This is a genomic window from Paenibacillus sp. J22P15 (assembly GCF_056269345.1).
Genome location: NZ_JBWDNT010000007.1, coordinates 64,181 through 84,016, shown reverse-complemented (window position 1 = coordinate 84,016; position 19,836 = coordinate 64,181). Strand labels below are relative to the sequence as shown.

Below are 19,836 nucleotides of genomic sequence, written 5' to 3'. Positions count from 1 at the left end.
AGACAGGTGCTGGTCCTTTCTACTTTAGCTGTTAATTAGCGCTTTCCGATCATGTTCTCAGGACGAACAAACTCATCGAACTGCTCGGAAGTAAGCAAGCCGCTCGCGATAGCCGACTCCTTCAACGTAAGTCCTTTTTTGTGTGCATTTTTTGCAATAGCAGCTGCATTCTCATAACCAATATGCGGGTTAAGCGCTGTTACGAGCATAAGCGACTGATCCAAATTACGTTTAATTGCTTCTTCATTCGGCTCGATGCCAACCGCACAGTTGTCGTTGAATGAAACCATACCATCAGCTAGAAGAGCTACTGATTGCAGGAAGTTATAAATGATAACTGGTTTGAACACGTTAAGCTCGAAGTTACCTTGGCTCGCCGCCATCGAAATTGCTGTATCATTACCGATAACTTGGCATACCGCCATTGTCAAAGCTTCGCTTTGCGTCGGGTTAACTTTACCTGGCATGATTGAGCTGCCCGGCTCATTCTCAGGAATGGAGATTTCACCGATGCCGCAGCGAGGACCGCTTGCAAGCCATCTTACATCGTTCGCAATTTTCATCAAATCAGCTGCTAGTGCTTTTACTGCACCATGCGTGTACACGATTTGGTCGTGGCTTGTAAGCGAGTGGAATTTGTTCTCGGCTGTAATAAACGTTTTGCCAGTAAGTGTCGTTACTTCTTGTGCAACTGCAACGGCAAAGTCAGGGTGAGCGTTAAGCCCCGTGCCTACTGCTGTACCGCCAAGCGCTAGATCGCGCATCGTTTCTACACTTTGAACAAGCATTGCGCGCGTTCTATCCAGCATAGAGTACCAGCCGCTAATTTCTTGTCCAAGCGTAATTGGCGTAGCATCTTGAAGATGCGTGCGTCCGATTTTTACAATATCGTTAAACTTCTCCGCTTTCGCGCGAAGCGTGTCATTGAGCAAATCAAGTGATGGAAGCAAACGATCCTCCAGCGCGATTACGCCAGCGATGTGCATTGCTGCAGGGAATGTATCATTAGAGCTCTGTGAACGGTTAACGTCATCATTCGGGTGAATACGCAATTCGCTTCCACGCTCAGCAAGCAAGCCATTCGCACGATTAGCAATAACTTCATTCACGTTCATATTCGTTTGTGTGCCGCTGCCTGTTTGCCATACAACGAGCGGGAAGTGCTCATCCCATTTGCCAGCAACAATCTCGTCTACCGCCTCGCCGATAATTGCAGATTTAGCCGCATCTAGAACGCCAAGCTTTTCATTTGCTTGCGCTGCTGCTTTTTTGATATAAGCCATCGCGTAAACAACTTCGATCGGCATGCGCTCACCGCTAATTTTGAAGTTTTGCAAGCTTCGTTGCGTTTGTGCACCCCATAGCTTGTCCGCAGGAACCTGAATCTCGCCCATTGTGTCCTTCTCAATCCGATAATCCATTAATTGAACGACTCCTTTAATCAATTGTTTGTTCTCTTTATGACCCTGTTTCTGTTATAACGCTATTCCCGCCTAGAATCAAGCAAGGACACATAAATAGAGTAGTAGAAATTGTGTCTTGCTTTATATTTTTCTTTGCAGCGTCCCATTTTTCTCTTCTATTTCAATAAATACAGCTCTTTCATCCGGCTCATTATTTGACGAATGCATAGCTAACATCAGTTTACCTTCCAATGAGCGGAAAAGCATCCCATGTCCGCCATCCTGATCGAACAGCGTCTCCGCATCCTGCGTCCATGGACCTTCCATTTTCCCGCTGACTGATCGCGCGATGCCGATAGCATAACCATTTTTCGAACCGCTTGACCAAAGCATGAGCAACTCCCCAGCTTCGTTTCTATAGAGGTACGGTCCATCCGTAATATAGTTATTGTTATTATCTCCGAATGGAATAGCCCAAGGCGCTTCCGATGCTGAGAAGAGTGTGATCGGCTCACCAGCTGCTTCATTAAGATCCGGGGTCATCGGTACGGCGCACATTTTCCCATCGTTCACTTGAACCCACTCTTGGCAAAATACCATCCAAGGCGTTCCATCCTCACCGATATGCAGCGTACCATCAAGGCATTCCCAATCAGCTGGCGTAATCGGCTCGCTCGTAAGCGGATTAAACGGTCCTGCAGCGCTTTCGGATATTAAAATCTGCGTTGCACGCCGTTTATCAGTTGACTTAAAGGAAGCGAACATATAATAGCTATTGTTGTAGAAATAGACTTCAGGTGCCCAAAAATGATGGTCCGCCCAAAAGCCTGGCGCTGGTCTGAATGCTGGATAAGGCCCGTCCCAATTTTCTAGGTCAGTGCTTCTATAAGTATCAAAGCCCGTTCCGGGAGCTGACCATACATTCTCATCCGTCGTGCCGTAAAGATAATAACAATTCTCTTGCTCATTCACGAGTATGTATGGGTCACGAATTCGAATTTGATCACGGTTAACCATTTCTCCATTCCCCCTTTATTATCAATTTTCACACAAAAAAACCTGACAGAGGAAACCTTCTCTATCAGGCTATTAAACTACAAACCTTTCGCTTCGCGGTATGCGGCGATATAGGCAGCTGCTTTCTGCTCAATGAGCGAGAAGTCGCCTGTTTTTACAGCATCCTTCGTTAGATCCGATCCAATACCGACCGCTACCGCGCCCGCTTTGATCCAATCCTTCAGATTGTCGAGTGACACGCCGCCAGTAGGCATCACGTTAGCCTGCGGCAAAGGTCCTTTTATAGAAGGAATGACGCTCGGCGAGTACAGGTTTCCTGGAAAAAGCTTAACGATATCTACACCTAGCTCCAGCGCAGTTTGAATTTCATGAATCGTCATCGTGCCCGGCAAAATCGGAATCGCATAGCGATTGCAAAGCTTGATTGTATCCGGGTTAAGCGCAGGCGAAACCACATATTCTGCTCCTGCTAATATTGCAGCGCGTGCTGTTTCTGGATCTAGCACGGTGCCTACACCGATAATTGCAAAGTTGTCCGCATCTGGTGATACGTCACTTGAATATTCTTTCGATAATTGCTCGATCGCACGCAGCGCGAATGGTACCGTCATCGTTATCTCAATCGCTTTAATTCCGCCTTTAATTGCGCGGCGCGACATTTCCACAACTTCCTCTGGCGAATCTGCGCGCAATACAGCCACCACGCCTGCATCCGTCAACTGCTGGAGCACTCTAAGCTTCTTCATCCGTTAATCCCTCTTCCTATAATGTTCGTATTTGTTCGAAATTGTGTTATCTATCGCTCATTATATGTCGTTTTCGTCAAATCTTCAATCTCTATCCTATTTCGCGTAATCGATTTCAAGAAACTTTTCAACTTCCAGCACCCAACGCTCGTTTACAAATTGCACGTGAAGCGGATGCTCGTTATACGCATCATAATCCGCCTGGTTGGCAAACTCCATCGCGAAGCCATGACGGTAGTCATTTTTAGCGCTTACTTGCTTATAAACTTGAAAGTTCGTAACGGTCGGAATTGAAGTAAGAATCCGTTTGCCATCCTCTAGAAACTGCTGCTCCTCAACAGAGCCCTGCTCGTGCTTTAAATTGAAAATAACGGAGTGCAAAATCCATGCTTTTGTTTGCGCTGTCATACAAATCACACCTTTTTCTATATGAAATGGTATCAATCCTATAAAAATAACATAAACAAGTCTCCATTTGGAACGTTAGTTTTTGTTTACAACTAAAAGAGAGCACGGTTATGACGTGTTTACGGTTCCAGTAAGGAGCTTATTATACGGAGTAAATTCTAGGGAATACATACTCACTTTATACGAGCACCTGGTATTTTATAGAGGTACTTGGACCATACGACATTACATGCTATACTCTCAGCAGACGAAGAACGTCCTAAAGCCAATCCTTGGCTATAGGGCGTTTTTTTTATTTTCAGAAGGAGGCTTGTTAGGATGAGTGAATTTGAACAATGCTACTCCGCATTTCTTGAGGATCATGAACGAAGGCGGTCTGGAGAGCGCCGAGGACGGCTGTTAAGAGGACATGGCTTTGCTGAGAAGCTGCTGCTTCAAAATGTTTGGTGGCCCCTCTTCGGAACGTTCCGGAACCTGCACCCTGAATACGAAATCTATGACTGGAACCGAAAATCTCAATTTTTAGATTTCGCTTATTTGACCGATTTTGGCCGCTTCGGACTGGAGTGTGATGGTTTCCAAAGCCATATTAAAGATATGGATAGAGAGAAGCACAGCTACGCCGTAAATCGTGAAAACTTCTTAACAGGAATGGGCTGGAAAATGCTTCACTTCACGTTCGACGATGTGCAGCGGCGTCCTGAAATTTGTCGTATGCTGCTGCAGCTGGCCCTCGCTCCCCATCTTATCCGTAACGAATCCGAGCAAGCCATCAATCTTAAAGAACGGGAAGTTCTCCAGCTAGCTTGGTCATTAGGACGTAAAATACGCCCAAAAGATGTTCAGGACCATTTGCAAATTAATTTTCGCACAGCGCGCACCAGACTGCATACACTCGTAGAAAAGAGGCTGCTCCGGCCTATATCTAACGGTAAAGATATTCGGAACTATGAGCTAGTTGAAGGAGCATTAGAGAGGCTGCTATAAATTTATAGTTAAAGGTTCATCCACGTCCGCCTACGTTGCAGTTAGTACAATGTAGCTGCCTCTCACACTGCTACTCTCGAGCTACATTGTACATTCTACAGTAGAATCATCCTTTTTCGACCCATTTGCCGTGTTGAGAGCTAATTCTATTGTATTTCTGCAATGTACCTCCTTGCTCAGAGCTTCATGTGAGGTTTCTATTGTATAAAGTGCAATAGAAACCTCGTCATTCAATTTCAACTAACTTAAAATTAACTGGTACTTTGTTTCACACGCTTACTCACCTCTTCCGCCTACGCTGCAATTAGTACAATGTAGCTACCTCTCACACTGCTACTCTCGAGCTACATTGTACTTTCTACAATAGAATCATCCTTTTTCGACCCATTTGCTGCGTTGAGAGCTAATTCTATTGTATTTCTGCAGCGTAGCTCCTTGCTCAGAGCTTCATGTGAGGTTTCTATTGTATAAAGTACAATAGAAACCTCGTCATTCAATTTCAACTAACTTAAAATCACCTGGTGCTTTGTTTCACCCGCTTGCTCTCTACCACGTCCGCCTACGTTGCAGTTAGTACAATGTAGCTACCTCTCACACTGCTACTCTCGAGCTACATTGCACTTTCTACAGTAGAATCATCCTTTTTCGACCCATTTGCCGTGTTGAGAGCTAATTCTATTGCATTTCTGCAACGAAGCTCCTTGCTCAGAGCTTCATGTGAGGTTTCTATTGTATAAAGTGCAATAGAAACCTCATCATCCAATTTCAACTAACTTAAAATTAACTGGTGCTATGTTTCACCCGCTTGCTCTCTACCTCGTCCGCCTACGTTGCAGTTAGTACAATGTAGCTACCTCTCACACTGCTACTCTCGAGCTACATTGCACTTTCTACAGTAGAATCATCCTTTTTCGACCCATTTGCCGCGTTGAGAGCTAATTCTATTGCATTTCTGCAACGTAGCTCCTTGCTCAGAGCTTCATGTGAGGTTTCTATTGTATAAAGTGCAATAGAAACCTCATCATCCAATTTCAACTAACTTAAAATCACCTGGTGCTATGTACAACCGCTTGCCCTACCACGCCACGTCCGCCTACGTTGCAATTAGTACAATGTAGCTGCCTCTCACACTGCTACTCTCGAGCTACATTGTACTTTCTACAGTAGAATCATCCTTTTTCGACCCATTTGCCGCGTTGAGAGCTAATTCTATTGCATTTCTGCAACGTAGCTCCTTGCTCAGAGCCACATGTGAGGTTTCTATTGTATAAAGTGCAATAGAGAGACCTCGTCATACAATTTCAACTAACTTAAAAAGCACCTGGTGCTTTTTCCCATCCGATTGACCTACCACGTCCGCCTACGTTGCAGTTAGTACAATGTAGCTGCCTCTCTTGTCAGCGTTTATACGCTATGATAACGTCTATAATGAAGAAAAAAATGGAATATAATCATTTGCGGTAGGGGGAACGTGGGTATGGGTATGGGTATGAGTACGGGTATGAGTACAGCTAAGCCAGTTAAGAGTGGTTCGGGGCCTATTTTAGATAAACGCACACTTAATCGAGCTTTGCTTGAGCGGCAAATGCTTCTGCAACGCTCTAATGTTTCCGTTATAGAGGCGATTGAACGGTTGGTTGCAATTCAAGCTCAAGCACCCAATCCGCCTTACTTTGCCCTTTGGACACGCCTTGAGGACTTCCGACATGAGCAGCTATCCGAGCTTATAAGAGAAAGGCAAGTCGTTCGTATTGCACTCATGCGTTCTACGATTCATCTGGTCAGCGCGCGTGATTGCTTAGAACTACGCCCCCTGCTTCAATCAGTTTCGGATAAGGGGCTGCAAAGCACCTACAAAAAGACCCTTCAAGGTTTAGATGTAGAAGCGATTAGTGAGGCTGGAAGAGCATTAGTGGAGGAGCAGCCTCGCACTTTCAATGAGCTTGGCAAGCTGCTCGCTGTACAATGGCCTCATGCAGATCAATCTACACTCAGCAGCATCATTCGAACGCTTGTCCCACTGGTCCAAGTACCTCCCCGGGGTATTTGGGGCTGCAGCGGTCAGGCCGCACACACCTCTGCCGAAGCTTGGCTCGGTGAGCCTCTTGCAGATTCTCCTTCATTGGATAATATGCTGCTGCGATACCTTGCTGCTTTTGGCCCCGCCACCGTTAAAGATATGCAAGTATGGTCGGGATTAACCAAGCTCCGCGAAACCGTCGAACAATTGCGGCCAAGGCTGCGTACCTTCTCTGACGAGAAGGGAAATGATTTGTTTGATCTACCCGATGCACCATTGCCAGCAGCAGATACGATAGCTCCACCACGTTTTCTATCCGAGTATGATAATATGCTGCTATCCTACTTTGACCGCAGTCGCATCATTGACGAAAAGCATAAACCACTTGTGTTCACGATAAACGGCATCATCCGTTCTACATTTCTCATTGATGGATTTGTACGAGGAACTTGGAAAATTGAACAGGAAAACAAATCAGCAGCTCTTATCATCCAACCGTTCGAGGAGCTAAATCCAGCCGATCGCGTTGCTCTGGAAGAAGAAGGAGTCAAGCTTCTCAAATTTGCAGCCGACTCCTCTTTCTCCTATAATATTCAGTTCATCACCTCAGAGTAAGCGAAACAAGAAAAGGAGCAGTCTATGACAGCTGCTCCTTCGTAGCTTAGTTACTAGCTCACAAGCCAGCCCCGACCGCTTTCTCTTCAGTAATTTTTCGTGAAACGCGTGCTTTTCCGCTAAACGACCAATACGTTCCTATCCGCATCAGCAGCTCCAATGGACCATTTTTGAACCAGAATAATAAGCAGGTGGACATGATTGCCTGAACAGCGTATATAACAAATCCCAGCAGTACGCCGTTAAATACTCCGATTTCTCCGAACAATCCGAAAGCATATCCATAAAATAAAGTGGTGCAAATGACCGTCTGCATCAAATAATTTGTCATCGACATTCGTCCGACCGATTCAAAAGCTGTGATTATAAAGGACTGTTTAGACAAAAAGGACAATACGAGCGCAAGCCCAAAAATATACCCGAATGCAAGCAGCTGCGCTCCCAGAGCCATTAATACGCCGCTCCCCTCCCACTTGGGCAGAAATACAGCTAAGCTTTTCAACAACAGCCCCAGTGGCAGCAAAATGCCGCTCATCCATGCGAACCTTCGTCTCTCTCGCTTAGGATTATGGAACCACTGCTTATTAGCAGCCGCTATGCCGAATAGAAACATTGGAAGCAAAAACAACGGCATCAAAACCACAAGCGCTGCTTTAGCAGCCGGAGGTATCATAAGCGGATCTTCCTCATTGCGAAACTTCTTAATTTCCTTATAGGTTCCCTCGCCATATATGGTTATAGATTGTTCCACATACTCCTGCATGCGAGCTTTCTCTGTCGGTGTCTCCTTCTGCATGCCAAAGTTTATACCCGCCATTAACAAGCTCAAAATAGTTCCCCATATTAGTAGCGTTTTGACCTTCCGCTTTACAAACAACAATAAACAAAAGCCCGTAAGTCCATATGCAGTTAGAATATCCCCCTCCCAAAGGAGCAAACTATGCATGAGTCCCAGCGAAAGCAGTAAAATAAAGCGTCGAACCAAATACCTAGCTGGTTTAAGCCCCTTCGCTACCAGCCCTTCCCGAAGCTTAAACAAGCTGTAGCCGAACAAAAACATAAAGATAGGTATAAAGCTGCCTTCCACTACGATTTTCACCACTTGATGTGTTACCTCATCGAACGGAGTAGGATTAAAATACTGCATTTCTTCTTTCCCATACATCCCATATTGGAAAATAAGCATATTCGCAAGCAATATGCCGAGCAAGGAGAAACCTCTAATCGCATCAATAACGCGAACTCGGTTTCCAGTTTCCATTTGATTCATCATTCCGATCACCTCTTTTACAATCATAAGGACTCCAGTTGAACAGCGAATCAACGGAATCATAACAACAGCTTAATTTTTTTCTATTTTGTTCAACTGATGTTAAGCTTTGTATGCTAGCATGGAACGGGGTGATATTCATGAATAAAATTGTTATCGTGGAAGATGAGCCATCTATTGTGAAAATGCTGCAGCTCGTCCTTCATAAGGAAGGCTTCCAAAATGTATATACGGCAGGAACCTGCCAAGAAGCACTCGATACGATTGCTCGCTTCGGAGCGGATATCGTGCTGCTTGATGTGATGCTGCCGGACGGCAGCGGATTTGAACTTTGCTCAAAAATTAGACAGCTGGGCAATCCGCATATTTTATTCCTAACCGCCAAAGCATCCGACCTCGATATTCTGACCGGATTCGCAATGGGCGGCGATGACTATATAACAAAGCCATTTAATCCGCTCGAAATTGCAGCGCGCATTAAAGCGCGTCTGCGCCGTATGGAGGATGGGGATTCTCCTTCACCTAGCTCAGCCTTCGCTTCTTCCTTGGCGTCAGCTTCTAGCGCACAGCAGATATACCGTTTCGGCCGATTTCAATTAAACGAAGCTGCCGGGGAGCTATTGGTAGAGAACCAGCAGGTGTCCTGTCCTGCGCAGGTTTTTCAGCTGCTGCTGCATTTCTGCAAAAATCCCGGCATCGTTTTCTCCAAAGGCCAGCTGTATGAAGCGGTATGGGGCATTGACGGACTCGGCGATGACAATACGGTCATGGTCCATATCAGGCGAATACGAGAGAGAATCGAATATGATCCCAGCATGCCTACGCATCTCCTCACCGTTCGGGGACTCGGGTATAAATTAGTCAAGGAGCCTGTAAGCCTATGAAGGTTCAACAGCGAATGGCATTTCATTTTACGTACCAGCTCATTATCTATTCGATCCTTATTTTCGTTGCGATGCTGCTGCTTTTCCTTATCCTTTTAAACAGAATTACAAACGAGGAGCTTAAACGAAACTTCCCTGCTGGTGCACTTAGTTCCTTAGTATCGGAAACCAGTTATAGCGAGAAAAAAATCGATCTGTCCGCGCACTGGGAAAAACTGCTTGAAGAGCATGATATATGGCTGCAGGTCGTGGACTCTAAAGGCGATGTTATATTTTCAGCCAATTCACCCGCCTATCATCCCGTTTCTTATTCGGTCACGCAACTGTTAACTATTCAGCAAACCCGAAAATTCGGGGACTATATCGTCGACGGTGAGCTCGATCAATCCTACGATACTCCAATACTCTTCCTGCTCGGGTACAAAAATCCGAAGTTAGAGAAGCTGACCGCTTGGTATATTTCGTATGAGCAAAATGGTCTGGTCAACACTGCCTATCAGAATCAACTGCTCGCCGAGCTGCGTGAAACGGACAGCTACTTGCTAATATTAGATCAATCGGGAAAAAGTGTGCAGACGATCGGTGATCCTGCCTCGGCTATTAATGAATACGAGCCTTTGGAAGTACTGTCGATGCAGCAGAGACCTGGAGATTACGATACAAACATTGCCGTTTATCAGCCTACTAACAGCGACATGACTTGGATTTTGCACACGCCAAACGAACCAGGAACCTTCACCAACCAACCGATCTTATCCGAAGCTATACGCATCTTCATTTGGATTGGCAGCTCTATTCTTGTGTCGTCGCTTGCTATATCCATTTGGCATGGATATCGATACGGTCAACCGCTCATCCTCTTTGCAGGATGGTTCGAGCGGATGGGCAATGGACGATATGAAGAGGTGCTTACTCCGAAGGATCGTAAGAAAGTATTTCGCCGCAGCGGCAAGCTTCGCATTCGCTACCGCCTCTACCGAGAGGTGATTGCGGCCTTCTACCAAATGGCTGAGCAACTGGCGCAAACAGAGAAGGATCGACTCCAGCTTGATAAAACAAGAGAGGAATGGATGACCGGTATCTCGCATGACTTGCGGACACCTCTTTCCACTATTCAAGGCTACAGTTATATTTTGGAGAGCTCGCCCGCGGAATGGAGTACGGAGGAGCTTCAGGATATGGGCAAAATGATTCGTGAAAAAAGCGACTATATGCTGGCGCTCATGACTGACTTTTCACAAATTTATCAATTAAAGCATGGAGTCATGTTTATGGATAGGCATGAAATCGAGCTTGGTGAGCTTGTTAGACGAGCCGTATTAAAATGTGTAAATGATGCTACTCTCACAGAAGTAACCTTTCATTACGAGGGAGATGAGCTTCCCGTTAGCGTGTATGCCAATGAGAAATGGCTGCAGCGGCTGATGGACAACCTGTTGTTTAATGCCGTTAAGCATAACCCGCCTGGCATCACCGTTACAGTAGCATGCGGCATGCTGAACGATGATGCATACATCCGTGTCTCTGATAACGGAAGAGGTATGGATGAGGAAACCGTCCACAATCTATTCGAAAGATATTACCGAGGTACCAATACAGAACAATCAAGCGAAGGTTCAGGTCTCGGCATGAGTATCGCCAAAATGATTGTGGAGGCGCATCAGGGTCGAATTGAGGTACACTCGGCCATTGGAGCAGGCACCTCAATCGCAGTTTATTTTCCAAGTGAGTGATCCTATAGCTGCAGCAACGAGGGAGCCTTCGAGGGCTCCCTACTTTATTTGCCCGACATGCCGGAAGTCTTCAAATACCGATCCATACGCTCAAGCGCTTCAGTAAGCCTGGATACGGATGAGGCGTAGGAGCAGCGAATAAACCCTTCTCCTCCTAGACCGAATACATGACCGGGAACAGTCGCAACACCTGCGCCAAACAATAGCTTTTGCGCAAAATCATCTGAAGTAAGACCTGTGTGCGCAACAGAAGGAAAAGCATAAAACGCGCCGCGCGGCTCATGACAAGGCAGACCAATCTCCCTTAAACCCTTTACGAACATCCGTCTGCGCTGTGCATACGACTCCATCATCATATCCTTCTCCGCTAAGCCGTTTCGCAGCGATTCAATCGCCGCGACTTGCCCGATAATAGGTGCGCACATGACGGTGTACTGATGAATTTTGAGCATGGCAGCAATGAGATCCTGATGTCCGCATGCATATCCGATTCTCCAGCCTGTCATTGCAAAAGCTTTGGAGAAGCCGCTAATGAGCAATGTTCTGTCTCTCATGCCCGGCAGCGAGGCAAAGCTCACATGCTTCTCATCGTAGGTTAACTCCGCATAAATCTCATCCGATATGACGATTAAATTATTTTCCTCCACGACCTTAGCAATCGGCAGCCAGTCTTCATAAGTCATAATGGCTCCTGTCGGGTTGTTTGGGTAGTTTAAAATCAGCACCTTCGAATAAGGAGTCAGCACAGCCCTCAAAGCTTCGGCTTTCAGCTTAAATTCATCCTTTGCAGATGTTTCCACTTCGACGACCTTACCGCCATTCAACTGCGCGATCGGCGAGTATGCGATATAGCTGGGAACAGGTACGATGATTTCATCTTTAGGCGCAATTAATGCCCGCAGTGCAAGATCAATGGCTTCACTGCCGCCGACCGTTACGAGCACCTCATTAGCAGGCTCATATTTCAGTTGAAATTCATTGGACAAATAATTCGCGATCTCTTCTCTTAGCTCAACAAGTCCCGCGTTTGGCGTGTAGGAGGTTCTGCCAAGCTCAAGCGCTCGGACGCAAGCAGCTCTAACATGCTCAGGTGTAACGAAGTCAGGTTCCCCGACGCCAAGCGAAACAATGTCCTTATTGCCTTCCGCTAAGCTAAAAAACTTACGAATGCCCGAGGGCGGAATTTGCTGCACCATCGGCGAGATCATATTATTCATCGACCATGTTCCCATTACTATTCCTCCTAAAATATGGTTAATAAAACAAAAAAGAGACCCATCCCAATAAAGGGACGAGTCTCCACCCGTGTTACCACCCTAGTTTCACGCCGAAGCGCGACACTCTGCTCATGTATCTAGCAATACATGTTCCCGTTAACGCTGGAAATGCGGCAGAGCTTACTCTCGTTCAGCCTGCTTCTCGGAGATGGCTTTCCGCTAGTTCCTGAACGTTGGTTTTCAGCTGCCCCAACTCTCTGTTCGATCAGGCCCATAACGTACTCTTTCTCGTCATAGAATGTAAAAGCTATTCAGCTTGTCATATGAAATCATAATGAAATTCAAAATTTTTACCAATGATACCACCAAAAACTTGGTTACGCAATACCCATTTTCTAGCTATAAAAGTAAGAGCGATATATAGTCTTAACGCAAACAAAACAATCCGCTTGCAATCCCTTTAATTCCTAGTATAATACTAGGCATATAAACATTACAGCGATTGGAGCTGGCCAGCATGACCTATTCCGAGAAACAGATTGCTGCAAAATGGATTGATGATTATTTAGATCTCTATAACTTTGCCTTATCAACCAGAGATATAGAGTGGCAGCAACAAATCATTCAAACTTTGCATACCAAGGACAACCATATCCGTCTCGAAATCGATCATAGTATTCGCGTCGATCTGTGGCTCCGTTTCGATCAAATCAATCGCAAAATGCTTGAAATTTACGAACAGCTTCGGAATGTACAAAACTCAGAGCAGCAGATGCAGCTAAGAGAAAAGGTTTGGGAGTTTAAGCTTCAACGCGGCATGATTGCAAGCAAGTTGAAAGCCCACTATGCAATCTAGCGTGAAAGAGCGAGGCTGATCCTAAAATGGTTCACTTGGAAATATCGTGATGCTCGGACAAAAAATGATTATTTTCATCCTATAAAAAAACAGTTAATCAGGCTGTCAAAAGCCCCGATTAACTGTTTTTTTATGGTTGCATTTATCCTGCATGAGTACTGATATTACTGCTTAAAGCAGATTCCCTGCGCAGCCTCGCATACAACAAGAAGAAGCCAACGATTCCGACTGCTGCCATAACGCTGCATATCTGATACATCGCCTGCGGACCCGCTTCCTCGAATATCCAGCCTCCGGCAATACCTGCCGCAATGCCAGACAAACCGCCCCATGTAAGTGCATAAATCGCCTGTCCAGATGCTCTGAATTCAGCAGGCACGAGCAGGACCGCCAATTGAATCGGATTGGCGATGATGGAAACGATAGGACCGCCTGCCATCAGTGCACCGATCTCAATTGTAGACATCCCAATCGATTGCAAATAGACGACTAAAAATGTACTGTACACAGCGATCGCGCCATATACAAAAAAATTAAACGGGCACCTTTCATTTACAAAAGCAATACAATTTCTAAATATTGGGATAATATTCCGTTGATATGATCAGGTAGAAATGAACGATTGGTTACAAATTGATTTGATCTGGCGCTGCCTGGGAGGGATAAGCCAACTATACATAAAGAACAAGACTGCCTTGGATTACGTTTATAAAAAAAATCCCCATTTGAGAAAGGTGACCCTATTCCATGCAAATGAAAAAAGCAATGGTAATCTCGATGATCGCAGCAGCAATAAGCGCAACAGCAGTCACTCCGGTATTCGCACAAACAGCATCCGCGAAGTATGCCACACAAATCAACACGGCAAACTTTCTAGTTAATGCAAATCCGGTAAATGTTCGGACAATTGCAGATGGCGGCGTCACGCTTGCTTCCGTAAGGGACATGACCAATGCAATCGGAGCTACTCTACATATCAATAGCGATCATACTGTAGTTGTAAAGTTTGGCGATAAAACACTGAAGCTAAAAACTGCTGCAAAAACGATCACAATAAACGGTGTCGCAACTCCCCTTCAGCATCCGGCTGTAGAAGTCGCATACGCCACTTTCATCGATCCAGCAGTATTTATTCAGGCGCTTGGCGGTACATATGAGGACAACACGATAAACACCGTTCAACTCCTTGCAGGTGCAGAGCATGCGATTTGGGTAAACTCATCCCAGTTGCTAGTTTCTAACACAGCAGGCGAGGGACGCGAGGATTTCTTGGTTGAAGCAGCTACCGGAAAATACGAACTGCTGCTAGCATCCGCAGATACTTCTGAGCTAATTTTGTCACCTGATGGCAAAAGCGTTGCTTATTCCGATGCAAATGGCGCTGTCTTCACGATTGATCTGAGCACGAAGCAAGCGAAGCAAGTAAGTACGGATAGCTCGATCAAAAACGAACTGCAATGGTCGAAGGACGGCTCATCACTATTCTTCTTGCAAGGCGACAAAAGCTCTGTTATCGCCAAGCTCTCTCTTGCTGATGGCAAAGTTTCCAAAGTACTCGAAGACAAAGTGGACTACAAGGCAAACCTTGAAGTATCAGCAGACGGCACACAGCTTGCTTACTACGTCTTCAAACAACCGAAAGTAACAGCAGACAGCAGCAAGGACGTTGAGCTTGATGATGTAGCTATCGATGCAACAGGCACTGAGCCGCAAATCTACTTCTATAACACAGCTGTTGCCGATAACAAAGCTGTACAGCTTACAAAAGATACGACAGATAAAGTATTCCTAAAACTGGCCGCAGACGGTTCGAAAGTTAGCTACATCAGCGTAAGTGTAGATGAAGCAAGCGTCGGGCAGCTAGTAACCGTGGACAATACAGGCAAAACAAGCACGCCTCTATTCGCTGACAAAGACGTTTACCAGCTGACTCAAGGCGGAAGCAAGCTGTATCTGCTCACTGCAGATGGAAACAGCAGCAATGCGATTTATGAAATCGATAGTGCAACAGGTACAAGCAAACTTGTACAAACGGTTTCTGACCTTGCATCAGAGTTAGTCGTTTCAGGCAACTCAGAGCTCGCAGCTCTAATTGATGGTCAGCTATCCGTGTCCGTTCAAGGCAAATGGAAAAACATCACAAACTAATTAATGGAGGTCATTCCTAATGAAATGGTTCAAACAATTAACAATCGCAGCGCTAATCGCAGCTGTCGGCTTCAGTTCCGCTCCTGCATCTACAACTACTGTTGAGGCTGCCAGCAAGCTAAGTGGCAAAATCGTCATAAACGGCTCCTCTGCTTTGCTTCCTTTGACGCTTCAAGCGTCTAATGAATTCAAAAAATTGAATCCAAAAGTAAAAATCTCAGCTTCTGCAGCTGGATCGATCACTGGACCGCAAGCGGTGCGTAAAGGCATTGCTGACATCGGAGCTGTTGACTGGGATGCATCGAAAGACGTTCCAGGCTTCAAAAAATTCGAAGGTCAAGTTGCACATAAAGTAGCTATCATTCCTTTCGCAGCTGTAGTGAACAAAAACGTATCCGCGACGAACCTTACAACAAAGGACTTGCAAGGCATCTTCTCAGGGAAAATCAAAAACTGGAAAGAAGTCGGCGGCAAGGACGCTGATATCATCGTCGTAAACCGTACCTTCGGATCTGGAACTCGCGTTAACTTTCAAGACAAAGCGCTTGATGGTACTGATTTCATGTCCAAAGGCAATAACTACAAAGAAGTAAAAACGAGCGGTGACATGAAGTCTGCGATTGAAACGACACCTAATGCCATTGGTTATATGGACCTTGCGTATGTAACAGACAAAATGACAGCTGTAAAAATCAACGACATCGCCCCAACAGAGGCTAATGTGATTAACGGCAAATATAAAGTATGGGGCTACGGCTACTATATGACGAAAGGCGAACCGACTGGCGCTACGAAGGAATTTATTAAATACGTGCAAAGCACAAAATTCCAAAACGGTTCGCTTAAAAAGCTTAAATTCATTCCGATCTCAGCTATTAAATAGTTCAGACTCAAAAAGAGCGGTCGGCTAGCGCATAGGAGCGCTTAAGTCGGCCGTTCGTTCCTTTAATATCATAAATATTGTGTCCCATTAATATTTCACTGTGAAAGAAGCTTAGCTGCCCATAGTCAGCTATAGCCGCTTTCGCACAGAGGAGCCTATCCTATATGTTGGAATCCACCCATTCTGCAAGGCAGCCGCGACTATCTACTGAGCTCGGCAGTACGATCTTGTCCGGCAACAGCAAGCCGTTTGATCGCAGATCCCGCTTGTTTCTCACGAATCGTCTATTTCGTTATCTATGCATAGCAGCAGCTGGCTTTGTTTGCCTAATCCTCTTTCTCATTCTGCTGCTCATGTTCCGTACCGGGATTTTGACGTTTAGCCACATCTCACTGGCAGACTTCTTCTTTTCCGCGGAATGGAATCCCGAGAATGAACAATACGGCGCACTAATCTTCATATTCGGCACCTTTGCTTTAACAGCGTTGACGCTGCTGATCTGCGTCCCTATCTCCTTAATCATTGCCGTGTTTCTATCTGTCTTTGTCCCGTCATGGCTTAAAAACATGCTTCGTCCGGTTCTTGACCTGCTTGTTGGAATTCCTTCGGTCGTCTATGGTTATTTGGGCTTGACCGTACTCATTCCTCTGATTCGAAATGTTACCGGCAGCGGCATGGGTGACGGTCTACTCGCAGCAGCGCTAGTGCTTACAATCATGGTGCTGCCAACTGTCAGCCGCATTAGTGATGATGCAATTAGCGCAGTGCCCGCCAAATTTAGCGATGCATCCTATGCGCTTGGCGCTACACGCTTCCAAACCGTATGGAGAGTTCTGCTTCCATCAGCCAAAAGCGGAATCATGTATGCTGTTATTCTCGGAATGGCACGTGCGGTTGGTGAAACGATGGCCGTCGTTATGGTTATCGGCAATACGCCTCAGCTCGCCGACAGCTTGCTGAAGCCTACCTCCGTCCTAACGAGCAACATTGTTATGCAAATATCTAACGTTCCTTTTGACTCCACATGGAACTATGCACTCTACCTAATGGGCTTCCTGCTTCTCGTTATATCATTGCTTATGATCATTGCCATTCGCTGGCTTCAAAGAAAGGGGTCACAAGCATGAAGCAAACAATAGATATAAATCCATTACCAAACCCCTTTAGCAGCAAAAAAGGACTTAACCGAATGAAAGATCGTTTGTTTACAGGTATCGTTTGGTCGTTAGGCATTCTGATTATCGCATTCATCTTTGGCCTCCTCTATTTAATATTGCAAGATGGTTTGCCAAAAATAACGTGGGATTTCATCTTCGGTTTACCGAGTGAAATTGATGAAGGCGGCGGGATCGGCCCAACATTGCTAAACTCCTTCTATATTTTGTTCATTTCTTTGCTGATTTCTATCCCGCTCGGAATGGCAGCAGGTATCTATTTGGCGGAATTTGCGCCTGACAATAGGCTGATCGGCTTCATACGTATTTGTGTAGAAGGACTCGCTTCTGTGCCGTCTATCATTTTCGGCTTGTTCGGAATTGCCCTATTCGTCGAATATTTCGAGATTGGCTTGACCATTCTTGGCGGTGCGGTCAGCCTAGCTTTTCTCAATTTACCTGTTCTAACTCGTGTAACCGAGGAATCGATTCGCTCCGTACCGAAGGAGCTGAAGAGCGCCTCATTCGCACTTGGAGGTACACACTTGCAGACGATTACACGCACACTTATTCCTGCTGCACTTAATGGTATTATTACGGGAATTTGCCTAGTTGCCGGTCGCGCATTCGGTGAAAGTGCGGTAATCATTCTGACAGCAGGCGTGACGACATCCGGTGAGATGTGGGATTTTAGCCTATTCTCTCCCGGTGCCACTCTGGCTGTTCACCTCTGGTACGTGCAGTCCGAGGCCATTGTCGGCGACGCGCAGGAAATTGCGCAAAAAGCTGCTGCTGTGCTCGTATTTGTCGTACTGCTAATTAATTTAGTTTTCCGCATCCCATTATGGATGAATTCCCGCCGTACGAAACGGTCTTAGAACATGAAAAGCAGAACCAAATACCAGATAAAAATGCCTCCAGCTCCCCTCTTTCGATTGGGACTGGGGCTTCTTTACGTGGAAATACTGTAAAAAAGTTCCCAATTGCAAATCGCTTACGTTATACTTAATGGAATGGATGATGACTATAGTAAAGGCGGTGGGGTCACTATGCCCAATTTACCTAAGCTTACAATTCCAAGATCGAATCTTGAAAAATGGCATGATGGGATAGCAATTATACTCATTTGTTTATCCTGTAAATTTTTAATTGATGATTGGTCTGAGCTTCCACAAACGATTGCGATTCATTTCAATGGCAGAGGTGAAGCCGACGGCTGGGGAAGTAAAGCAGCACTGATCATTTTACCGATAATTACATTAATTATGTATATTGGACTTACTCTTTTACGCAAAATTCCTCATCAATTCAATTATATGACCACGATAACTGAAGAAAACGCACCTTACCAATATAAGACGTCCATTCAGATGCTGAGCTGGATCAAGTTTGAAATCGTTGTATTATTCACTTACGTGCAATGGGCTACCATCCAAAATGCATCCGGAGGTTCCTCTTCGCTTGGCGTATGGCTGCTTCCTGTTGCCTTGGTCATTATATTTGGTACAGTTGTCATTTCTGTGATCAAATTAAAAAAATAAACCTGCTGCGGCGTTCTACCATATAGTAGTTTCCATCTGGATAACTTTTTCTGATAGAATGAATAACACAGGCTATCTATCGGAGGTTAAGATTTTGGACTACATTATATTGGACATTGAATTTAACGGACGTAAATTTGCAAGTGATTTACCGATGGAGGTTATTGAAATTGGCGCGGTTCGTCTAAATAACTCGCTTGAGCAGGTAGATGAATTTTCCGCATTAATCAAACCGATTTATTTCTCCAAACTGAACAGCTTCATACGGAAAAAAACCGGCATTCCGCAAGAAGACATTGATGTAGCGAGCCGCTTTCCTAAGGTCATTGGAGATTTCACGGCATGGCTGAACAAAAGCGATTCCTTCCTGCTGTTCACTTGGGGCGGCGAGGATTTGAAGCGAATCGTCTACGATACGCGGATGCATAAGCTGGATGACAGCTTCTGGATGGCTGCCGATTATTTCGACTTATTAAAGGGCTACATTCGCTATAAGAAAGTAACGAACGATGTCAGCGTTGAAGCTGCGCTCATCGATCTCGAAATAACAGCTGAAGGCTCGGCGCATCGGGCACTTGACGATGCACGTATGACGGCTGAAGTGTTCCGCAAAATTTTTGGCGAGCTGGATTTCGAGCTCAAGCAGCAGTTCAAGGATATGTACACGAATGCGAAAGAACGCAGAATGGTGAAGAACGCGATTCGCTCGATGAACGCGCAGAAGATCGTTCCTCAGTGGGAAGTTTTCGCTGAACGTTACTTAGCTGGGAAAGCCTCGTTCGAGGACGTACGGAAGGTCACGGAGCTGCAGCAATATTTTGACGCAGAGCTAGAGAAATTGGTGAAACCTTCAGCTGGACAAGCTGGATAACCTCTTGAAATCTTCATATTATTACGTTATAGAATAAACATTATAGAGCCCCCTTAGCCTTCCATTGCAGTTGCTGCGAATGG

The 19,836-nt window shown here is 45.5% G+C and carries 18 protein-coding genes and 1 other annotated feature; of the genes, 11 read left to right on the top strand and 7 right to left on the bottom strand.

All coding sequences use genetic code 11. The annotated features are described in order from the left end of the window. Positions 1 to 35: 35 nt before the first annotated feature. From fumC to AC0YN6_RS16700, 4 genes are all read right to left on the bottom strand, one after another. Positions 36 to 1,421: a class II fumarate hydratase gene (gene fumC, locus AC0YN6_RS16715; protein WP_475748190.1), complete on the bottom strand. Its 1,386-nt coding sequence runs from the start codon at positions 1,419 to 1,421 to the stop codon at positions 36 to 38. A 123-nt stretch (positions 1,422 to 1,544) separates the two neighbouring features. Further along, complete coding sequence (locus AC0YN6_RS16710) at positions 1,545 to 2,420, bottom strand: glycoside hydrolase family 43 protein (protein WP_475748189.1); 876 nt, start codon at positions 2,418 to 2,420, stop codon at positions 1,545 to 1,547. A 77-nt stretch (positions 2,421 to 2,497) separates the two neighbouring features. After that, a complete protein-coding gene (locus AC0YN6_RS16705; RefSeq protein ID WP_475748188.1) occupies positions 2,498 to 3,166 on the bottom strand; it encodes a bifunctional 2-keto-4-hydroxyglutarate aldolase/2-keto-3-deoxy-6-phosphogluconate aldolase in 669 nt (222 codons plus the stop codon). 96 nt (positions 3,167 to 3,262) lie between these two features. After that, on the bottom strand, positions 3,263 to 3,574 hold the full coding sequence (locus AC0YN6_RS16700) for a Dabb family protein (protein ID WP_475748187.1): 312 nt from the start codon (positions 3,572 to 3,574) through the stop codon (positions 3,263 to 3,265). 318 nt (positions 3,575 to 3,892) lie between these two features. Here AC0YN6_RS16700 and AC0YN6_RS16695 point away from each other — a divergent pair, with 318 nt between their 5' ends. Together AC0YN6_RS16695 and AC0YN6_RS16690 are read left to right on the top strand one after the other, a co-directional pair. After that, the gene (locus AC0YN6_RS16695; RefSeq protein WP_475748186.1) at positions 3,893 to 4,561 is read left to right on the top strand and encodes a hypothetical protein; all 669 of its coding nucleotides are present in this window, start codon (positions 3,893 to 3,895) and stop codon (positions 4,559 to 4,561) included. Positions 4,562 to 6,038: 1,477 nt separating this feature from the next. Further along, positions 6,039 to 7,196, top strand: a complete 1,158-nt coding sequence (locus AC0YN6_RS16690) for a winged helix DNA-binding domain-containing protein (RefSeq protein ID WP_475748185.1) — start codon at positions 6,039 to 6,041, stop codon at positions 7,194 to 7,196. Positions 7,197 to 7,254: 58 nt separating this feature from the next. Here AC0YN6_RS16690 and AC0YN6_RS16685 read toward each other — a convergent pair whose 3' ends face one another. Then, the gene (locus AC0YN6_RS16685) at positions 7,255 to 8,469 is read right to left on the bottom strand and encodes a DUF418 domain-containing protein (protein WP_475748184.1); all 1,215 of its coding nucleotides are present in this window, start codon (positions 8,467 to 8,469) and stop codon (positions 7,255 to 7,257) included. A 137-nt stretch (positions 8,470 to 8,606) separates the two neighbouring features. Here AC0YN6_RS16685 and AC0YN6_RS16680 point away from each other — a divergent pair, with 137 nt between their 5' ends. Then, positions 8,607 to 9,350, top strand: a complete 744-nt coding sequence (locus tag AC0YN6_RS16680; protein ID WP_475748183.1) for a response regulator transcription factor — start codon at positions 8,607 to 8,609, stop codon at positions 9,348 to 9,350. After that, entirely contained in the window at positions 9,347 to 11,083 is a 1,737-nt protein-coding gene (locus tag AC0YN6_RS16675; protein ID WP_475748182.1) for a HAMP domain-containing sensor histidine kinase, read from the top strand. The genes AC0YN6_RS16680 and AC0YN6_RS16675 overlap by 4 nt, the downstream gene beginning before the upstream one ends. Positions 11,084 to 11,127: 44 nt before the next feature. Here AC0YN6_RS16675 and AC0YN6_RS16670 read toward each other — a convergent pair whose 3' ends face one another. Next, on the bottom strand, positions 11,128 to 12,315 hold the full coding sequence (locus AC0YN6_RS16670; protein ID WP_475748181.1) for an aminotransferase class I/II-fold pyridoxal phosphate-dependent enzyme: 1,188 nt from the start codon (positions 12,313 to 12,315) through the stop codon (positions 11,128 to 11,130). A 52-nt stretch (positions 12,316 to 12,367) separates the two neighbouring features. Further along, positions 12,368 to 12,604 (bottom strand) — a binding site (T-box leader). A 213-nt stretch (positions 12,605 to 12,817) separates the two neighbouring features. Between AC0YN6_RS16670 and AC0YN6_RS16665 the strand changes: the two genes are divergently transcribed. Further along, positions 12,818 to 13,156: a hypothetical protein gene (locus tag AC0YN6_RS16665; RefSeq protein WP_475748180.1), complete on the top strand. Its 339-nt coding sequence runs from the start codon at positions 12,818 to 12,820 to the stop codon at positions 13,154 to 13,156. 142 nt (positions 13,157 to 13,298) lie between these two features. Here AC0YN6_RS16665 and AC0YN6_RS16660 read toward each other — a convergent pair whose 3' ends face one another. Further along, positions 13,299 to 13,664 (bottom strand): hypothetical protein, encoded by a 366-nt coding sequence (locus AC0YN6_RS16660; RefSeq protein WP_475748179.1) that lies wholly within the window; start codon positions 13,662 to 13,664, stop codon positions 13,299 to 13,301. A gap of 239 nt (positions 13,665 to 13,903) precedes the next feature. Between AC0YN6_RS16660 and AC0YN6_RS16655 the strand changes: the two genes are divergently transcribed. The 6 genes from AC0YN6_RS16655 to AC0YN6_RS16630 all read left to right on the top strand — a co-directional run bounded on the left by AC0YN6_RS16655 (position 13,904) and on the right by AC0YN6_RS16630 (position 19,753). Beyond that, complete coding sequence (locus tag AC0YN6_RS16655; RefSeq protein WP_475748178.1) at positions 13,904 to 15,304, top strand: stalk domain-containing protein; 1,401 nt, start codon at positions 13,904 to 13,906, stop codon at positions 15,302 to 15,304. Positions 15,305 to 15,323: 19 nt separating this feature from the next. Then, positions 15,324 to 16,187, top strand: a complete 864-nt coding sequence (locus AC0YN6_RS16650) for a phosphate ABC transporter substrate-binding protein (RefSeq protein WP_475748177.1) — start codon at positions 15,324 to 15,326, stop codon at positions 16,185 to 16,187. Between the two features lie 164 nt (positions 16,188 to 16,351). Further along, a complete protein-coding gene (gene pstC, locus AC0YN6_RS16645) occupies positions 16,352 to 17,314 on the top strand; it encodes a phosphate ABC transporter permease subunit PstC (RefSeq protein WP_475748176.1) in 963 nt (320 codons plus the stop codon). Continuing rightward, positions 17,311 to 18,219, top strand: a complete 909-nt coding sequence (pstA, locus tag AC0YN6_RS16640) for a phosphate ABC transporter permease PstA (protein WP_475748175.1) — start codon at positions 17,311 to 17,313, stop codon at positions 18,217 to 18,219. Before pstC ends, pstA begins: the two co-directional genes overlap by 4 nt. Before the next feature lie 171 nt (positions 18,220 to 18,390). Next, a complete protein-coding gene (locus tag AC0YN6_RS16635) occupies positions 18,391 to 18,882 on the top strand; it encodes a DUF1648 domain-containing protein (protein ID WP_475748174.1) in 492 nt (163 codons plus the stop codon). A 94-nt stretch (positions 18,883 to 18,976) separates the two neighbouring features. Beyond that, positions 18,977 to 19,753: a 3'-5' exonuclease gene (locus AC0YN6_RS16630; protein ID WP_475748173.1), complete on the top strand. Its 777-nt coding sequence runs from the start codon at positions 18,977 to 18,979 to the stop codon at positions 19,751 to 19,753. Positions 19,754 to 19,836 lie beyond the last annotated feature (83 nt).